The organism is Sphingomonas sp. SRS2 (assembly GCF_000971055.1).
Lineage (GTDB): Bacteria > Pseudomonadota > Alphaproteobacteria > Sphingomonadales > Sphingomonadaceae > Rhizorhabdus.
Genome location: NZ_LARW01000084.1, coordinates 23,143 through 37,916, shown reverse-complemented (window position 1 = coordinate 37,916; position 14,774 = coordinate 23,143). Strand labels below are relative to the sequence as shown.

The window sequence follows — 14,774 nt, the reverse complement described above, 5'->3', positions numbered from 1 at the left end:
CGATGTGCGCCGGTCACCCCCGGCATCGAGCACTCGGCAGCCGCCACCAGGGCAGATGCGGATGAAGGTGATGTTCGTGATGATAGCCGAAATGATAGCATGTCAGCAGCGACGTGATCCAACCGAAGTTCGAGCTACGCGCGCGATGCCCATCGACGAAGTCCGGGCCGCGGTGGGCGTGCGGCAGGAAGGTGCCGAACAGGAATAGCTGCACCGAAGCGAGTATCGCGGGTAGCGCCCAGAAAAGCAGCAGATTGGCATAGGGCACGCGGGCGGCGAAGGTCATCACGCCGACCAGGAGGGTGAGGACGAGGACTTCCCTCCACCCGAAATATTCGCGGAAGAAAGCGACATACCAGCGGAATGGGTTGGCTGGCGATCGTTCGCAGAAATCGGGATCCGCCACGGTCCCCGGCGTCAGGTGGTGCGCCATATGCTTTGGGCGAAGCCGGTCGAACGAGAAACCCGCATAGGCCGCGAGCATCACCGTGCCGATCACCCGGTTGAGGCGCGGCGATCCCGGTGCGAGTGACCCGTGCATGGCGTCATGCGCGATGATGAACAAGCCGACGTCGAGCCAGCACAGCGTCGCCACCAGTATCATGATCAGCAGCGGGTGCAGCGTGTCGATCTGGACGAGGAAGAGAGCGAGTATCTGGAGTAGAAGCCAGCTGCCGAACACCAGTGCGGCAAGCGTGAGGCCAACGGCTCGTTGCGCAGCGCGATTAGTCATTGCCCGCGCCGGGATCGCAGCACTCTGCTCAGCGAAGCGAGCGGAGGAGCATAGAGAAAGCCGAACGAGATGGCCCCGTCACGGGTCTTGACGGCATGGTGCATGTGGTGGGCCCGGACCAGATGCGACAAATAGCCGCTGCGGGGAGGCCCGACGAATCGGAACCGTCGATGTACGAGTCCATCGTGGACCAGGAAGTAGAGAAGGCCGTAGCAGGCCATGCCTATTCCGACCCAGAAAAGCTGATCAGCCGCCGAAGACACCGAGATCATTGCCATGCTGATCCCCGCGAACAATATCCCGAAAAGATCATTGTGCTCCCAGAAGCCGGTCCGTGGCTCGTGATGGGAGCGATGCAGGACCCAGCCGACGCCATGCATCACGAAACGATGAACGCAATAAGCCACCGCCTCCATCGCGAAGACCGTGACGAGAGCGATCAGGGCGCCGTCGAGGAACGGGTTATTCATTGCTGTCCAATGCAAAAAACGCTGCCAGCATAGGGCCGATCGCGAACCCTGCGAAGCCTCAACGCAGTAAAACTGCAGGTGATCCGCGGATCGTGCAGACGGGAGGAAAGGATCGCGAGGTTAGTTCCTACAAACAGGAACATTGCCCTAACCTAAGTCATCGTATTGGTCGGGCGATCGCCGCATGTTCGCGAGCATGATGATATGCAGAATCAAAGTGATGTCGGGCAAAACCAGGCTTTCGGTCCCGGCGATGTCGCCACGACTGGCGATGGGCTGAGGTGGCTCATTTCGCCATCATCGCGCCGCCATTGGCGGGACATATCAATCCGATGCTCGCCCTTGCGCGCGTCCTGGTAGAGCGCGGCCACCGGGTCACCTTCCTGCAGCAATCTCATGGTGCCGCGCTTGTCCGGGCCGCCGCTATGGACGTCACGCTGATCGGCGGGGGCCGTGACCAGGGCACCCATCCGACGACAGGAAGAGGGCCTGTCGATACGGCGAGAACCATTCGCAGCGTCGCGAAACGCGCGCAGACGATTTGCACCGAAGCGCCCGATATCTTGCGTGCGATCGGGGCGGATGCGGCGATAGTCGATCAGCTCGAGCCGGCAGGCGCGCTCGTTGCGCGTTCCCTCGGCCTGCCTTTGGTAACCGTGGCGAATGCGCTCCCAATCAATCGCGAGCCGGCGATACCGCCGCCCTATGTCGGCTGGCGCTACGATCCGACGCCGTTCGGCCTCTGGCGCAACAGGGGCGGCTATCGCATCGCCGACTGGTTGATGCGCCCGGTCACAAAAGTGCTGAGTTGCCATGCCGCGCGTTGGGGTATCCATCCGCGCCAGCATTTCGAGGATTACGGATCGGACCTGGCTCAGATCTCGCAGGCGGTGGCCTCGATCGATTTCCCGCGCCGCAGGCTTCCAGACAGCTTCCAGTATACAGGTCCGCTTCGCCTGCCCGACGACGGTGAGTTCGCAATCCCAGCCGGCAGCGGGCAGCCCTTGATATTCGCTTCGCTCGGCACGCTGCAGGGAGCACGCGCGAGACTCTTCGCCAAAATCGCCCGCGCCTGTGACGCTCTAGGCGCGAAACTGGTCTTGGCGCACGGTGGTCTGCTGTCTCCATCCGAGACAGCCGCTCTACCGGGCAACCCGGTCGTCGAGCCGTTCGTGCCGCAGCGTGCGGTACTGCGCCATGCCGATCTGGCCATAACCCATGCCGGCTTCAACACTGTGCTTGATGCTCTTTCATTCGGGGTGCCGATGGTGACGCTGCCGCTGGCGTTCGAGCAGCCTGCCACCGCAGCTCGGCTCGATCGCGCTGGGGTCACCCGAGTCCTATCGCCGAACGCATCGTGGCGGCAGCTCGCCTGCGGCATTTCGGCAGCGCTGAATGAGAGGGAATATCGAAACCGCGCGAGCGTTATTCAGGCAGAAATCAATGCTGCCGGCGGCGTTCAGAAGGCCGCCGATATAATTCACTTTGCCATCAGCTGATCTGATCGCGGCCGGCTGGCGGAAATAGCGGGAATTCTGAAGTTCGACGTCGGTCTCGGAATGCCCGTTACGTCGTCTGAGAAGTGGCTCGCGTGGCAGTTAGGAGCGATCTCGTCTCAGCCTGTTATGAGGCCGTTTTACAGGCTTTGGGGCGATCAACGATGCCCTATCAGGCTGGACTGCTCGTAAAAAACGCTGATTTGCGTGGAGAAAGCGCTGCCGTAGGTGAAAACAGCAGTCTCTCCGAACAGGCTGTTTTCAGGCACGTATCAGGTGCGTACGGCACCGGGATCAGGTTCGATTGGCGCGAAATATATTTGCTGTGCAGTGGTGGGGTTGGCCGACCGTCCTAACGGCCCACATGATCGTCAGTAGACCCCAGCGACGCTGCCAACCTTGTTTTTACCAAGTCAAAAACAGGCTGCGGATTACAGGCTCATAACAGGATGGCGTTCGCCGCCGCCGTATCCTGCCTGACCGGATCCCTCGCGGCTAACTCGGGCACTCCTTCGCCTCAGTTGCACTCCGATTGACAAAAAATGTCGTCTCTTGTCAGATGGTTATATCACCGGTATATAAATCGCGTGACCCGGTGGGTCACCTCGAGCAGATAGCACCGGTCATCTGGCCACCGCGCAGCACGAGCCATCATCCTATCGCCGAATTGGGCGCTAGATGAGGGCTGCGCTGCGCCTTCGGCTTTGCTCGCCCTCATCTTAAACCTGATCGGCTCCTTTTTGGAGATAGATCATGTCCGTAGTCAAAGGTATCCAACCGCGGCCCAAGAAGCTGAAGCCTTCGCACCGCTCGTTTGAGCCGCCCGAGGATTTCACGCCCGTTCCCTTCGACATCGTCGAGTGGGTCAAGCTCGATGACATTACCGTCAACGCGCGTAATCCTCGCGAACACCCTCAGAAGCAGCTCCACATGCTGGCGCAGGCCGTGTCCGCCACCCGCATCTTAAACCCGCTTATGCTGGACGAGCATGGTAGCTTGCTCGCCGGTCATGCGCGCCTTGAGGTCGCGCGCATGCTCGGCCTCAAGCATGTTCCTGTCATTCGAGCCGCCAAGCTTACCGAGGCTCAGAAACGAACCTTCATCCTCAGCGACAACCAGATCGCGACGCAGGCTCATTGGAACGACCATCTGCTCGCGGTTGAGCTAAAAGAGATTGGCGAACTCGATTTCGACTTCAGCATCGAAGCCACTGGCTTCGAGCACGCCGAAATCGACATCAGGATCGAGAGCCTGAAGGCGCCGTCCGACCCTTCATCGGAAGATTGCGATGCCGCCGATCTTGTTCCCACAGCTTTGCCCCAGACAGTCACGCGGCTGGGTGAAGTCTGGGTCCATGGAGCCCACCGGATCATCTGCGGTGATAGCCTTGAGGCGGCGACCTATGTCAGCCTGATGCAGGGCAAACTCGCAGACTTCGTAATGCAGGACGCTCCCTATAACGTTTCGGTAACGAAACATGTTAGCGGCCTTGGCAAGATCCAGCATAGGGAGTTCGCGGTCGCGTCAGGGGAGCTATCGAAGCCTGAGTTCGCCAGCTTCCTGAGCAACCAGTTCAAACTTGCGACGGACCATTGCCGCCCCGGCGCGGTGTTCGCCTCGTTCATGGATTGGAGGTCGATCGCACCGCTCATCATGGCCGGTGAGGGGATCGGTCTCGAACTGATCAACTTATGCGTGTGGGGGAAGACCAACGCTTCGATGGGCTCCTTGTGGAGGTCGCAACATGAGCTGATCGCCATGTTCAAGAAGCCTGGCCCGTCGGTGACGAACAACATCCAGCTTGGGAAGTTCGGTCGATACCGGACCAATCTGTGGATCGCACCCGGGGCCAACAGCTTCGGCAACGACCGCAAAGAGCTGGCCGACCACCCCACTCCCAAGAATGTCGCCCTCATAGCAGATGCGATCCGCGACGTCACCCATCGCGGTGATCTGGTGCTCGATAACTTCCTGGGGTCAGGCACCACTGCGATCGCGTGCGAGCGCACGGGCCGTGTTGCCCGCTGCATCGAACTCGACCCCGTCTATGTCGATGTCGCTGTCCGTAGGCTGGAGGCCTTCAGCGGCTTGTCGGCCCGTCTCGAGGCCACCGGCCAGACCTTCGCGGAGGTCATGGCTGAGCGCGCCAACGTCGAAATGCCGGTGATCAATCCGCCGCCGCGCCAACGGATGCCCGCCGCCTGATCACACCTGCATTGCACCCAATTTTCGAGGATATCATAATGAGCACCAATTTCGCCATCTCGCCCCGCCCACGCACCCGCATCGTCGCGGCCCCGGACGCTGCCATGGGCAACCGCCTCGTCGCCGACCTACCCCCTGACGACGTTGATGCCAACGATCCTGCTTCGGACAAAAAGCCCTGGCGCAAACGCGAGCCGAACTGCGGAAGCTTTGCCAAAGGGGTGTCGGGCAACCCCTATGGCCGACCCAAAAAGGCCAAGGGCAGCAAGGCCATCGTTCGCAAGGTCCTGCTGGAACCGGTCGACGTGCGCGTCAAAGGTGAGCGCAAGAAGAAGATGACCACCTTCCAGGCGCTGGTTATGCAGGAGCGTAAGGCGGCGTTCGAGGGAGACTGGCGCGCGCGCAGCACGATGTTCGCGCTGGCGCGCTGGGCGCTTGTCGACGTCGATGACGAGACCGGCGATATCGAAACCCCTGCCGTCGATGCGGCGGGTGAGCTCACCGACACCGGCAGGGCCATCCTTGACTGGTTCGCCGAAGAGGTGCGCGCCGAGACCGGGGCGGACGCCCAGGGAGGTGTGGCATGAGCCGGCCGTCGGAATCCGAGGTCGTCGAGGCTTTTGCCAAAACACGCTTCCTCGCCTTCGTAATGCTCGTCTTCGCGCATCTCCACCCTCACCTGCCGCCGCTCCAGCCCTCCTGGTATCTTCGCGCAATGTGCTGGTGGCTCGAGAAGGTCGGGGCCGGGCGCCTCACCCGCTCGCTGATCTGGCTTCAGCCACGAGCGCTGAAATCGATTACCGTGGCTGTCGCTTTCCCCTGCTGGCTGCTGGGTCGCAACCCGTCGTTGAAGATCATGGTCGTGACATATTCGGAAGACCTGTCGCTGCAACATGCAGGGCATCGACGCTCGATCCTGGAAAGCGATTGGTATCAGCGCATGTATCCCAACACGCGCATTGCCAAGCGCGGTAACCGACAACTCGACACTTTAACCACACAGCACGGTCGTTGCCTTTCAGCTTCGGTAACAGGGACGATCACCGGCACCGGCGCCGACTTCATCATCCTCGACGATCTTATGAAGGCGGATGACGCCAACAGCCCTGCGATACGTGAAAAGATGAAGGTCTGGTATGATGGGACGCTGGTCACGCGTCTGACCAGGCGTGGGACCGGTTCGATCATATCGATCCAGCAGCGGTTGCATGAGGATGACCTCCCAGCCTATCTGCGCGACAAGGGCTATGAGTGCCTGGTCTTGCCCGCCATGGCGCAGCGCGACGCCGAGATCGAGATTGGTCCGGGCCAGACTTATCTTTTCAAACGCGGCGAGTTGCTTTGCCCTGAGCTGTTCAGCGAGGAGGATGTCCGCGCGCAGCGTATCGAGTGCGGGCCACAGATATTCTCCGCCATGTATCTGCAGGATCCAGTAGCGCCCGAGGGCAATCTCATCCGAACCGAGCATTTTCGGCGTTTTACCCGGAAATTCAGGCGTGGGCACTTCGACAAGGTGTTCCAGAGCTGGGACACCGCTGCGAGTGGTTTACCCACGGCGGACTGGTCGGTCTGTACCAGCTGGGGTTATCTCGCGGGCCGGCTATTCCTGCTCGAAATCCTGCGGCAGCGGCTAGAATATCCAGAGCTGAAACGGGCTGTCATCGCTCAGCGCACCAAATGGCGCGCAGACATGGTTCTGATTGAGTTATCAAATGCGGGCGTCGGCATCTGTCAGGAACTCCGGAAAAATGGCCCGTTCACGCCTACCGGCTATCGTCCGCGGGGCGACAAGGCCGACCGGCTGATCGCGCAGACCGGGCAAATTGAGGAAGGTCGGGTTTGGCTACCCGCCGAGCTCGATGGTCTCGACTGCTTTCTAGCCGAGATGCGTGCCTTCCCTAGCGGCAAAAACGATGATCAGGTCGATAGCCTTACCCAGATGCTGGAATGGCTGCGCGACCATTGGCGTACGGCGGACACCGAATATGAGCCTGGCGGCAGGCGAAAACGGATTATTCGCACCAATCACCGGCCATCGCTTCCACCCCTGCCTGACTGGATTTTGGATGACGACGATGTTGATGATTTTTAGTGCGGACCCCCATAATATTCTCGATCTCATCCGCCAAAAGCTGGAGTTCCCGAAACTGTGCAAGGGGGCACCTGGCGCAGGCGATTGAACGCCTGGATCACTCCGCGAGGAGCTGGTGGCATTTTCAGGTGGCGAAGGCGATGATCAGGTCGATGCGTTGGAGCCGGACGAGCGTTGTCGATGTTGGGCATTAGCGAGGTCGGTCTACCCGCACGCATGCCGTGGCGCACTGGCGCGACCGGCGACGGGCCATAATGCTGCCAAGCTTGGTGCAAACCCGCACGACATCTTTCGCTGGCTTCTCGACCAGTACCCAGCTCAGCCAGCCGCATACCAAGCTGGTCGCTATGGTGGCAGCGATGTAGGTCCAGAAATTGAAGCCGGCGAGCGCCAGCGCCAGGCCGATGGGCCAGCCATAGATGTAGGTGCCATAGCTGATGTCGATCCGGGCGTTGATCCGGCCCCATGCACCAGCCTCAGCCTTGAAGGCGAGCCAGTACAGCAGCGGGCTCCCCACCAGGCAGATCGACCATTCCGCCACCGCGGGATGCCCCAGCAGCAGGAGCGCCCACATAGCTGACAGCAGGGCGATGCGATGGTCGATGGCCCTCTCCATCACGTCCCGATAGAGATAGCCCGATACGCCGATGAAGAAGATCGTGAAGAGGCGCAGATTGGCTGACGGGTCGCCGATCAGCGCATAGAGCAGCGGCCAGTCCTGACCATAGTCGACTCTATTCAGGCGCCAGCTGAGCGGGGGATAGCTGCACAGCAGCCACAGGGTGAGCAGACCCAGGGTCAGCTTCCAGATCAGCTCGCGGCGGGCGAGCAGCCCGGTCATCCCCAGTAGCCCGACCGCCAGATAGCAACGGAACTCGAAGGCGAGCGTCCAGAGCGCGGCGTTGGCGTTCATCAGCGTCCCGCCATGCCGGAACGACGGTGGCGCTTGCAGGATGGTAAGCCGCCACCATTCTGCCGGCGCCGTGACGGCGTAAAGGCTGTGGATCAGCCAAATGCTCACCGCATAGGCGACCAGATAGCCCGGATAGATCCGCACGATCCTGTGGCGCAGATACTCAACCATGCTGCTCGAGCGCAGCATCGACATGGTGATCAGCCAGCCGCTGATCATGAAGAACCCGTCGAGGCATAATGTCGCTAGGTCGATGCTGCTCGGAATCAGCGGGCGGATCGGTTCCCCAAAGGGTGCGCCGGGTCCGAACTGCCCGCAGGCGTGGCCAAACACGACCCCCGTCGCGAGCAGCAGTCTTAGCAGCCCGATATTATTCTGATGTGCGGCGGGCGAAGAGGCGCGTTGGCTGGTTGCCTGCGCTCCCTTCAGTCCCAGCATTCATCGCCCCCGCATCAAGCGAGACGTCTTGGCTGCTAGCCTCCTCGTCACGCCGGTCCTGCTCTCGCGACAGATGGGCAAATGCCATGTCGTCGATGAGTGACATTACCAATGCTCGGACCGGGGCGGCAGTCAACTCAATTGTCACTGATCGTCTGTAGATCGATCGTCGACAGGCGTGTCTTCATCCGCAGGTGGATATAAGAGCGCGCCTGGGAAAGAACGTCCGTCGTCTTCGCGAAGCGAAGGGCTGGAGCCAGGAAGCCTATGCCGATGAGGCGGGCATTCACCGCACCTATGTGAGCGATATCGAGCGCGGCGCGCGAAATCCAACTATCGTGGTGGTGGAGAAGCTGGCGGCGCCGTTTGGCGTTGCCACGGGGGCACTGCTAGATTGATCCTATGGAGATATCCGCTTCACTTGTGGCAAGATCCAGCGCCTTGCGCGTCTACATCGACTATTTTGTGCGACGGCACAGCTGGTCAGCAGAGGATAGGCTATGAGACTAGGCTCACCCGAGATTCGTAGCGGTAATCACTTGGCGATCGTCCGGTGATACGGCGAAACGTCGAGGAAAATGTGCTCGGATCGGCGAAGCCGAGCCGATAGGCGACTTCCTTGAGAGCAAGATCGGTATCGGACAACAGCGCCTTGATCTTCTTGACGCGGACGCTTTCCAGATATTGGTGGACTGTTTCGCCCGTCGTATTTTTGAAGGCGCGCCGGAAATGGGCGGTGCTGATGCCGCACATTTCGGCGAGCGAGGCGACGCTCGGCCAGACCTGGTCGTTCGATTCTATATATTCGGTGATCGCATTGATCTGCGCGTCGGCGAGCTCGCCATTGCGAGTACGAAGGCGCGGCCGCGAGCTTTCGCTCAGGAAATGCCGTTCGACGTCGATCGCCAGCGTGGTGGATATTGCTTCGATAAGCTGCAGGCTGCGAAGCCCGGGGGAAATCACCTCGGTGCCGAGCCGCTGCATCGCCTGGTACAGTCTGAAATCACGGACATCAAAGCATCGGCTCAGGTCAGCCCCGGTCCAGGCATGCCGTCCCCGGTTCGTACTTTCAAACCATGCGGGATCGAAACGGCAGACGACATTGCGCACACGCTTGGTACCGAAGGGCATCCGCCCGTGAACGGGCACCTTGGGGGGCACGAACATGAGTTGTCCGAAGCCCGCCGCCTTGCTCTCACCGAGCGACGCTCTGCTCTCCAGCAGCAACGGATATGTACGCCAGCGCAGAAGATAATCGTCGGCGACGTCATCGATCTCGTCACCGGCATCCCAGTGATAATCCACGATTTCGACACACACACTTTCGGTGCGCGCGCGGACCACCGTGTCTGATCGAAACTTCGCCATCTCCCATCCACCCAAGTCAGGACAGTCTCGATCCTGCATTAACTCGCCGGACTCGTCCAATTTATTTAGATTAAATATCCCGCCCTATCGGAGGGTTGTCAATGATGGTGCGCTAGCTTCCTAAAGGAACAGTTCTTCATTTGGCTGACCCAGAAGGGCTGCTCCATAAGCACGGCCCCAGGTTTCGAAACTGTTGCCGTTATGCTGCGCTGCCGCGAGGATATTGTTGAATATCTTCGAAAAAGGCTTGTCGGCATAAATACCGGGCGCACCCGAAACCTTGTAGAGGCTGCGCGCGAGATCGGCGCAGCGTCCAGCGACTTCAGACGACTGATAGCGAAGGCGTAGCCGGTCCAGCTTGGATGGCTGGGTGCCGGCGACGGCATGCCTATCGAGGAAATCGTAGCTGGCATCGAGCACGACTTTCATCTGCTCAAGCTGCGCTGCGGCCTCCGCACATCGATATTGGGAGGATGGATCTTCAGCGGTCTTGCCGCCCCATGCCCCCACGCGACCGCTGCCGAAGTCGGTGATGTGGTCAAGCATGCTCTGGAGTGCCCCGATCGAAGCAGTCGATATACAGCGCGTGAAAATCTGGCCGAAGGGTATCCGATAGAGCGGGGCGGTGTTGATCGCATTGCCGGGGCTGTCACTCATATAGCCGGCAAGATGGGTGTGCGTCCTGTGCGCAGGGACGAATGCGTTTTCGACGACGACATCATGGCTGCCGGTGGCTTTCAAAGCGGTGACATCCCAATTGTCGATGATCGTGACGTCGGCACGGGGGATGAGCAGGGTACCCATGCCCGGTGCGTGTGCGCCGCCTTCGGGATAGATGCCGCCCAGGAAGAACCAGTCGGCATTTTTGGAGCCGCTCGAGAATTGCCACCGGCCGGAAAAGCGGTAGCCGCCTTCGGCGAGCGTGACCTTGCCTTTCGGCATGTAGCTTGAGGCGATCAATGCGTCCGGATCTGTGCCCCAGACGTCCTGGGCCGCTCGATCGTCGAACAGGGCAAGCTGCCAGTTATGGACGCCGAGGACGCCATAGACCCAGCCGACCGACATGTCCGCTTCGGCAAGCGCCATCTGCACTGCATAGAAGGTCTTGGGGCTAAACTCGAAGCCACCCCAGCGTTTTGGCTTGAGAATGTTGAACAGGCCCGCCCGCTTGAGGTCCTGAATGGTTTCGGGCGGGATGAATCCGGCCGCCTCGCCAGCTTCAGTGCGGGCGATGAGGTTCGGCAACAGCGAGCGGGCGCGGCCGACCAGTTCGTCATGTGTCGGGATGTCGTTGCCGTTGGACAGCGCGTGCAGGGAAGCGTTCGTCATCATCATCACCTTTAATATTCGGTCGCGTGGCCGTCATGGAGCGCGCGTGGGGATCCATCGCCAGAGTGGTTTGCATTGCCCCAACTTGGCACCTGCGCCGCACCGCTGCCGTCTCTGCGGCGCGATTGCCGGGTGCCAGCATCCCCTCTGCCATATCGGCTCCGGCTTCTGGATGTACGCTCAGAGCGGCCTTTGAAAATGCACTTCGGCTGTCCAGAATCGCGCAACGCTTTCCAAAGCTGAGCAGCATATCGCTGTGTGGATAGTGCAGCGATGGCGCTCCTGTACGGTGAGCCCGGGTCGCCCCGCGCACGCTTATAAAAGTAATGCAACGCGCGGGATTTCAAAGTGTCCGTCGTTGAGCCGGACAGCGATTGGCTTAAACATCCGCCCAACCCGGAAACGTTTCCCAACAACAATGGAATGGCGCGACTTTTTCGACAGGCGCCGTGTGCGCTCAACATGTTTGCCGGCGGTGGCGGGGAGATGGAGCGGTGGTGTCTACCGGCCCGGATTGGCACCCCTCTAAGGCGCGACTGGCTACAGCATCCCCGGAGAGAGAGACGACGAATGAAGAATAAGGGTGTCGATCGTAGGCAGGCGCTGGGATCTTTGGGGCTGGCGGCCGTTGGCGCCTCCACACTGGGCGAGTCGTTGGCCGAAGCGGCTAAGCCGGCGGGACAATGGGACGTTGAAACCGACATATTGTGCGTCGGTAGCGGCGCCGCAGCCTGCACGGCCGCCGTGACGGCACTCGCCGGCGGCGCCCGTGTAATGGTCGCGGAAAAGATGCCGGTGCTTGGCGGCACGACGAGCAAGTCCGGCGGGATCATTTGGATCCCCAACAACTTTGCGCTTCGGGCGGCGGGCCTCGTGGATGGCCGTGAAGACTGCCTGCGCTATATGGCGCGCTACTCCTATCCGCAGCGATATGATCCAGGCAGCCCGACGCTTGGTCTGCTTGATCGCGACTATCGGCTGCTCGAAGCTTTTTACGATAACGGCTCGGCCGCAATCGATCAGCTACGCTCGGTGAAGGCGATGGACTTCAACATGTTCCGCCTGTTCGGGGTGAACCGTGACGCCCCGGATTATGCTGATCATCTGCCCGAAAACAAGCTGCCGAGCGGTCGCTGTCTCGAGCCGGCGGTCGGCGCGGGCCATCATGGAGGCGCCGCCATTGCCAGCCAACTCGAGGCCTATCTGCGGAGCCGCAAGGTGCCGATCCTGACAGGCACTGCCGTTACCGCGGTGGTGCGCGAAAATGGCAGGATCGTGGGCGCGATTGCCGAGAGCGAAGGCAAGACGCTCCGGATTCGGGCGCGCAAGGGCGTGATCTTCGGCACGGGCGGCTACTCACATGATGAGGAGCTCGTCGACCTGCATCAGGAGGCGCTGTACGGCGCCTGCGCCATGACGGGGGCAACGGGCGACTTTATCCGGATCGCATCGAGTGCTGGTGCCCGTATGGGCAGCATGGGCACCGCATGGCGCGCGCAGGTGGTGCTCGACGAGGCGCTGGAGAACAGGGCGGTGGGCTTCACGATCCTGCTGGTGCCCGGTGACTCGATGATTTTCGTCAACAAATATGGCCGCCGCGTCGTCAACGAGAAACGGAATTATAACGACCGAACGCGCGTCCATTTCCAATATGATCCGACCCGGGAAGAATATCCCAACCAGCTGCTTTTCATGTTGTTCGACCGGCGCTCAGTTGATGCATTCGGCGGAGATTTCCCATTCCCCCGCGACGTTCGCGAGCAGCCCTATATCATCCAGGGCGAAAGCTGGGATGCGCTGTTTGCCAACATCGACCAGCGCCTGAAGACGCTTGCCGCGCAGACGGGAGGCGTCGCCCTGGCTCCCGATTTCGCAGCCACGACCAGGAAGACTCTCGCTGATTTCGATGGCTATGCCCGTTCGGGCAAGGACCTTGAATTCGCCCGGGGCGAGCATCGCTATGACCGGGAATATCATCCCTTCTTCTCGCCGATGCGCGAAGGGACGGAATATCCCAAAAATCCGATGCCGAACGTGACGATGCACCCCATGGCCGACACGGGACCATATTATGCCTTCGTCGTGGCGGCTGGTGCGCTGGACACCAGTGGTGGACCGATGATCGATGCCAGGGCGCGCGTACTCGACGCGGATAGCAAGCCGATTCCTGGACTGTTCGGCGCCGGGAACTGCATAGCGGCGCCGACCCGTGGTGCCTATTATGGCGCGGGGGGCACGATCGGGCCGGCGATGGCCTTCGGCTATATTGCGGCCAGGACGGCGCTTGCGGAGAGCGCGGCGTGATCCGCCTTATCGCGCTTTTCATGATGGCATCTTTCCCGAACCCGGCTGCGGCTGCACCGCTTCGACCGTCCTTCTCGAAGGCGGTTGTGCCGGTGCTCAAAGCCCAGTGCATGAGTTGCCACATGACGGGCGCGGAAGCCGGCGGGCTCGCTCTCAGTCCAGCCGCAGCCTATCGAAGCCTGGTCAATGTCGCCGCTAAAAAAAGCGCATTCAAGCTCGTGCAACCCGGCGCGCCGGACAAGAGCTATCTGCTCATGAAAGTTGAGGGCACGCATCTCGATCATGGCGGAAGGGGAGCGCGCATGCCCTTCGGCGGCGCGCCGCTCGATAACGGTGCCATCGCGCTGATCCGATCCTGGATCGCATCCGGCGCCCCGAACAACTGACTGGAACGCATATGGCAAATATTCCCCCGCTCACCGCAGCAGATATCGAAGGCGCCTGGGCCATTCTGCCGACACCGGCGAAGCCCAATGCATCTGACTGGCGGGAAACCGAAACGGTCGATCTGGATGAGACCGCACGGATCACCGAGGGCCTGATTCAGGCCGGAATCAATGGGATCATGAGCCTCGGCACCTATGGCGAGGCTTCGACGCTGACTTGGGCGGAGAAGAAGGCGTTCATCGCCTGCGTCGTGGATACCGTCGCGGGTCGGGTGCCGTTCTTTTCGGGTAGCACCACGTTGAACACGCGGGACACCGTCGCTGAGACCCGAGCCGCGCTCGATATCGGCGCTGTCGGCACGATGCTGGGGCTGCCGATGTGGTGTGCGCCGAGCGAGGATGTCGCGGTTCGATTCTTCGCCGATGTCGCGGAGGCGTGCCCCGAGATCGCCATCTGCGCCTATGCCAATCCTGAGGCATTCAAGTTCGAGTTCGGCCGCTCCTTCTGGCGCCGGCTTTCCGAGATTCCGCAGGTCGTTTCCGCCAAGTACACCTCGACGGGAATGATCCTCACCGACATGGCGCTCACCCAGCGGCGCATAAAGTTCATGCCGGTCGATGAAGCCTATTATGGCTGCGCGCGCCAGGCGCCCGAATTCCTCAACGCCTTCTGGACCTCCGGCGCGCTGTGCGGGCCGAGTGTGTCGATCCGGCTGCGCGACATGGTCGCCGAAGCCGCGCGGACCGGCGACTGGAGCGCGGTGCAGCCGCTGGCGATGCGGATCGGCGCCACATACGGCCCGCTGTTTCCAAATGGCAGCTTCAAAGAATTCTCGACGTATAATATCGGCCTCGAAAAGGCCCGGATGAATGCCGCCGGCTGGGCGAAGGTCGGACCTGTGCGACCGCCTTATCACATCATCCCCGAGCCATATGTCGCCAATGCCGAGTTGTCGGGCCGCCTCTGGGCCAAACTCGCCGAGGAGTTCGAGGCCGCCGATCGGGCCAGCGCGGCGGTGGTCAATGGTTGATGCTGGCGC

13 protein-coding genes are annotated in these 14,774 nt (G+C 61.0%); 8 read left to right on the top strand and 5 right to left on the bottom strand.

The window, feature by feature from the left end:
• Positions 1-13: 13 nt before the first annotated feature.
• Positions 14-733, bottom strand: coding sequence for a fatty acid desaturase (locus WP12_RS10495; RefSeq protein ID WP_046193662.1), 720 nt, complete (start codon positions 731-733; stop codon positions 14-16).
• A complete protein-coding gene (locus WP12_RS10490; RefSeq protein WP_046193661.1) occupies positions 730-1,203 on the bottom strand; it encodes a sterol desaturase family protein in 474 nt (157 codons plus the stop codon). The genes WP12_RS10495 and WP12_RS10490 overlap by 4 nt, the downstream gene beginning before the upstream one ends.
• 281 nt (positions 1,204-1,484) lie before the next feature.
• Between WP12_RS10490 and WP12_RS10485 the strand changes: the two genes are divergently transcribed.
• The 4 genes from WP12_RS10485 (at position 1,485) to terL (ending at position 6,996) form a co-directional block, all read left to right on the top strand.
• The gene (locus tag WP12_RS10485; protein WP_046193660.1) at positions 1,485-2,702 is read left to right on the top strand and encodes a glycosyltransferase; all 1,218 of its coding nucleotides are present in this window, start codon (positions 1,485-1,487) and stop codon (positions 2,700-2,702) included.
• A gap of 750 nt (positions 2,703-3,452) precedes the next feature.
• Positions 3,453-4,904: a site-specific DNA-methyltransferase gene (locus tag WP12_RS10480; RefSeq protein ID WP_052730315.1), complete on the top strand. Its 1,452-nt coding sequence runs from the start codon at positions 3,453-3,455 to the stop codon at positions 4,902-4,904.
• 38 nt (positions 4,905-4,942) lie between these two features.
• Positions 4,943-5,491 carry a DUF5681 domain-containing protein gene (locus WP12_RS10475; RefSeq protein WP_046193659.1) on the top strand — a complete coding sequence of 183 codons (549 nt, stop codon included), beginning with the start codon at positions 4,943-4,945 and terminating at the stop codon, positions 5,489-5,491.
• A 215-nt stretch (positions 5,492-5,706) separates the two neighbouring features.
• On the top strand, positions 5,707-6,996 hold the full coding sequence (gene terL / locus WP12_RS10470; protein ID WP_160299207.1) for a phage terminase large subunit: 1,290 nt from the start codon (positions 5,707-5,709) through the stop codon (positions 6,994-6,996).
• Between the two features lie 190 nt (positions 6,997-7,186).
• Here the strand turns inward: terL and WP12_RS10465 are convergent, their stop codons facing one another.
• A complete protein-coding gene (locus WP12_RS10465) occupies positions 7,187-8,347 on the bottom strand; it encodes an acyltransferase family protein (RefSeq protein WP_046193658.1) in 1,161 nt (386 codons plus the stop codon).
• Between the two features lie 194 nt (positions 8,348-8,541).
• Between WP12_RS10465 and WP12_RS10460 the strand changes: the two genes are divergently transcribed.
• Positions 8,542-8,745: a helix-turn-helix domain-containing protein gene (locus tag WP12_RS10460; RefSeq protein WP_046193657.1), complete on the top strand. Its 204-nt coding sequence runs from the start codon at positions 8,542-8,544 to the stop codon at positions 8,743-8,745.
• 100 nt (positions 8,746-8,845) lie between these two features.
• Here the strand turns inward: WP12_RS10460 and WP12_RS10455 are convergent, their stop codons facing one another.
• On the bottom strand, positions 8,846-9,715 hold the full coding sequence (locus WP12_RS10455) for a helix-turn-helix transcriptional regulator (protein WP_052730313.1): 870 nt from the start codon (positions 9,713-9,715) through the stop codon (positions 8,846-8,848).
• 120 nt (positions 9,716-9,835) lie between these two features.
• The gene (locus tag WP12_RS10450; RefSeq protein ID WP_160299206.1) at positions 9,836-11,044 is read right to left on the bottom strand and encodes an acyl-CoA dehydrogenase family protein; all 1,209 of its coding nucleotides are present in this window, start codon (positions 11,042-11,044) and stop codon (positions 9,836-9,838) included.
• Positions 11,045-11,614: 570 nt separating this feature from the next.
• On the opposite strand from WP12_RS10450, the gene WP12_RS10445 reads away from it, so the two are divergent.
• Genes WP12_RS10445 through WP12_RS10435 form a run of 3 tightly spaced genes read left to right on the top strand, consistent with a single transcriptional unit; the run spans position 11,615 to position 14,765 of the window.
• Positions 11,615-13,348: an FAD-dependent oxidoreductase gene (locus WP12_RS10445; protein WP_046193656.1), complete on the top strand. Its 1,734-nt coding sequence runs from the start codon at positions 11,615-11,617 to the stop codon at positions 13,346-13,348.
• Positions 13,345-13,734 carry a hypothetical protein gene (locus WP12_RS10440; protein WP_046193655.1) on the top strand — a complete coding sequence of 130 codons (390 nt, stop codon included), beginning with the start codon at positions 13,345-13,347 and terminating at the stop codon, positions 13,732-13,734. Before WP12_RS10445 ends, WP12_RS10440 begins: the two co-directional genes overlap by 4 nt.
• An 11-nt stretch (positions 13,735-13,745) precedes the next feature.
• The gene (locus WP12_RS10435; protein ID WP_046193654.1) at positions 13,746-14,765 is read left to right on the top strand and encodes a dihydrodipicolinate synthase family protein; all 1,020 of its coding nucleotides are present in this window, start codon (positions 13,746-13,748) and stop codon (positions 14,763-14,765) included.
• Positions 14,766-14,774: the final 9 nt, after the last annotated feature.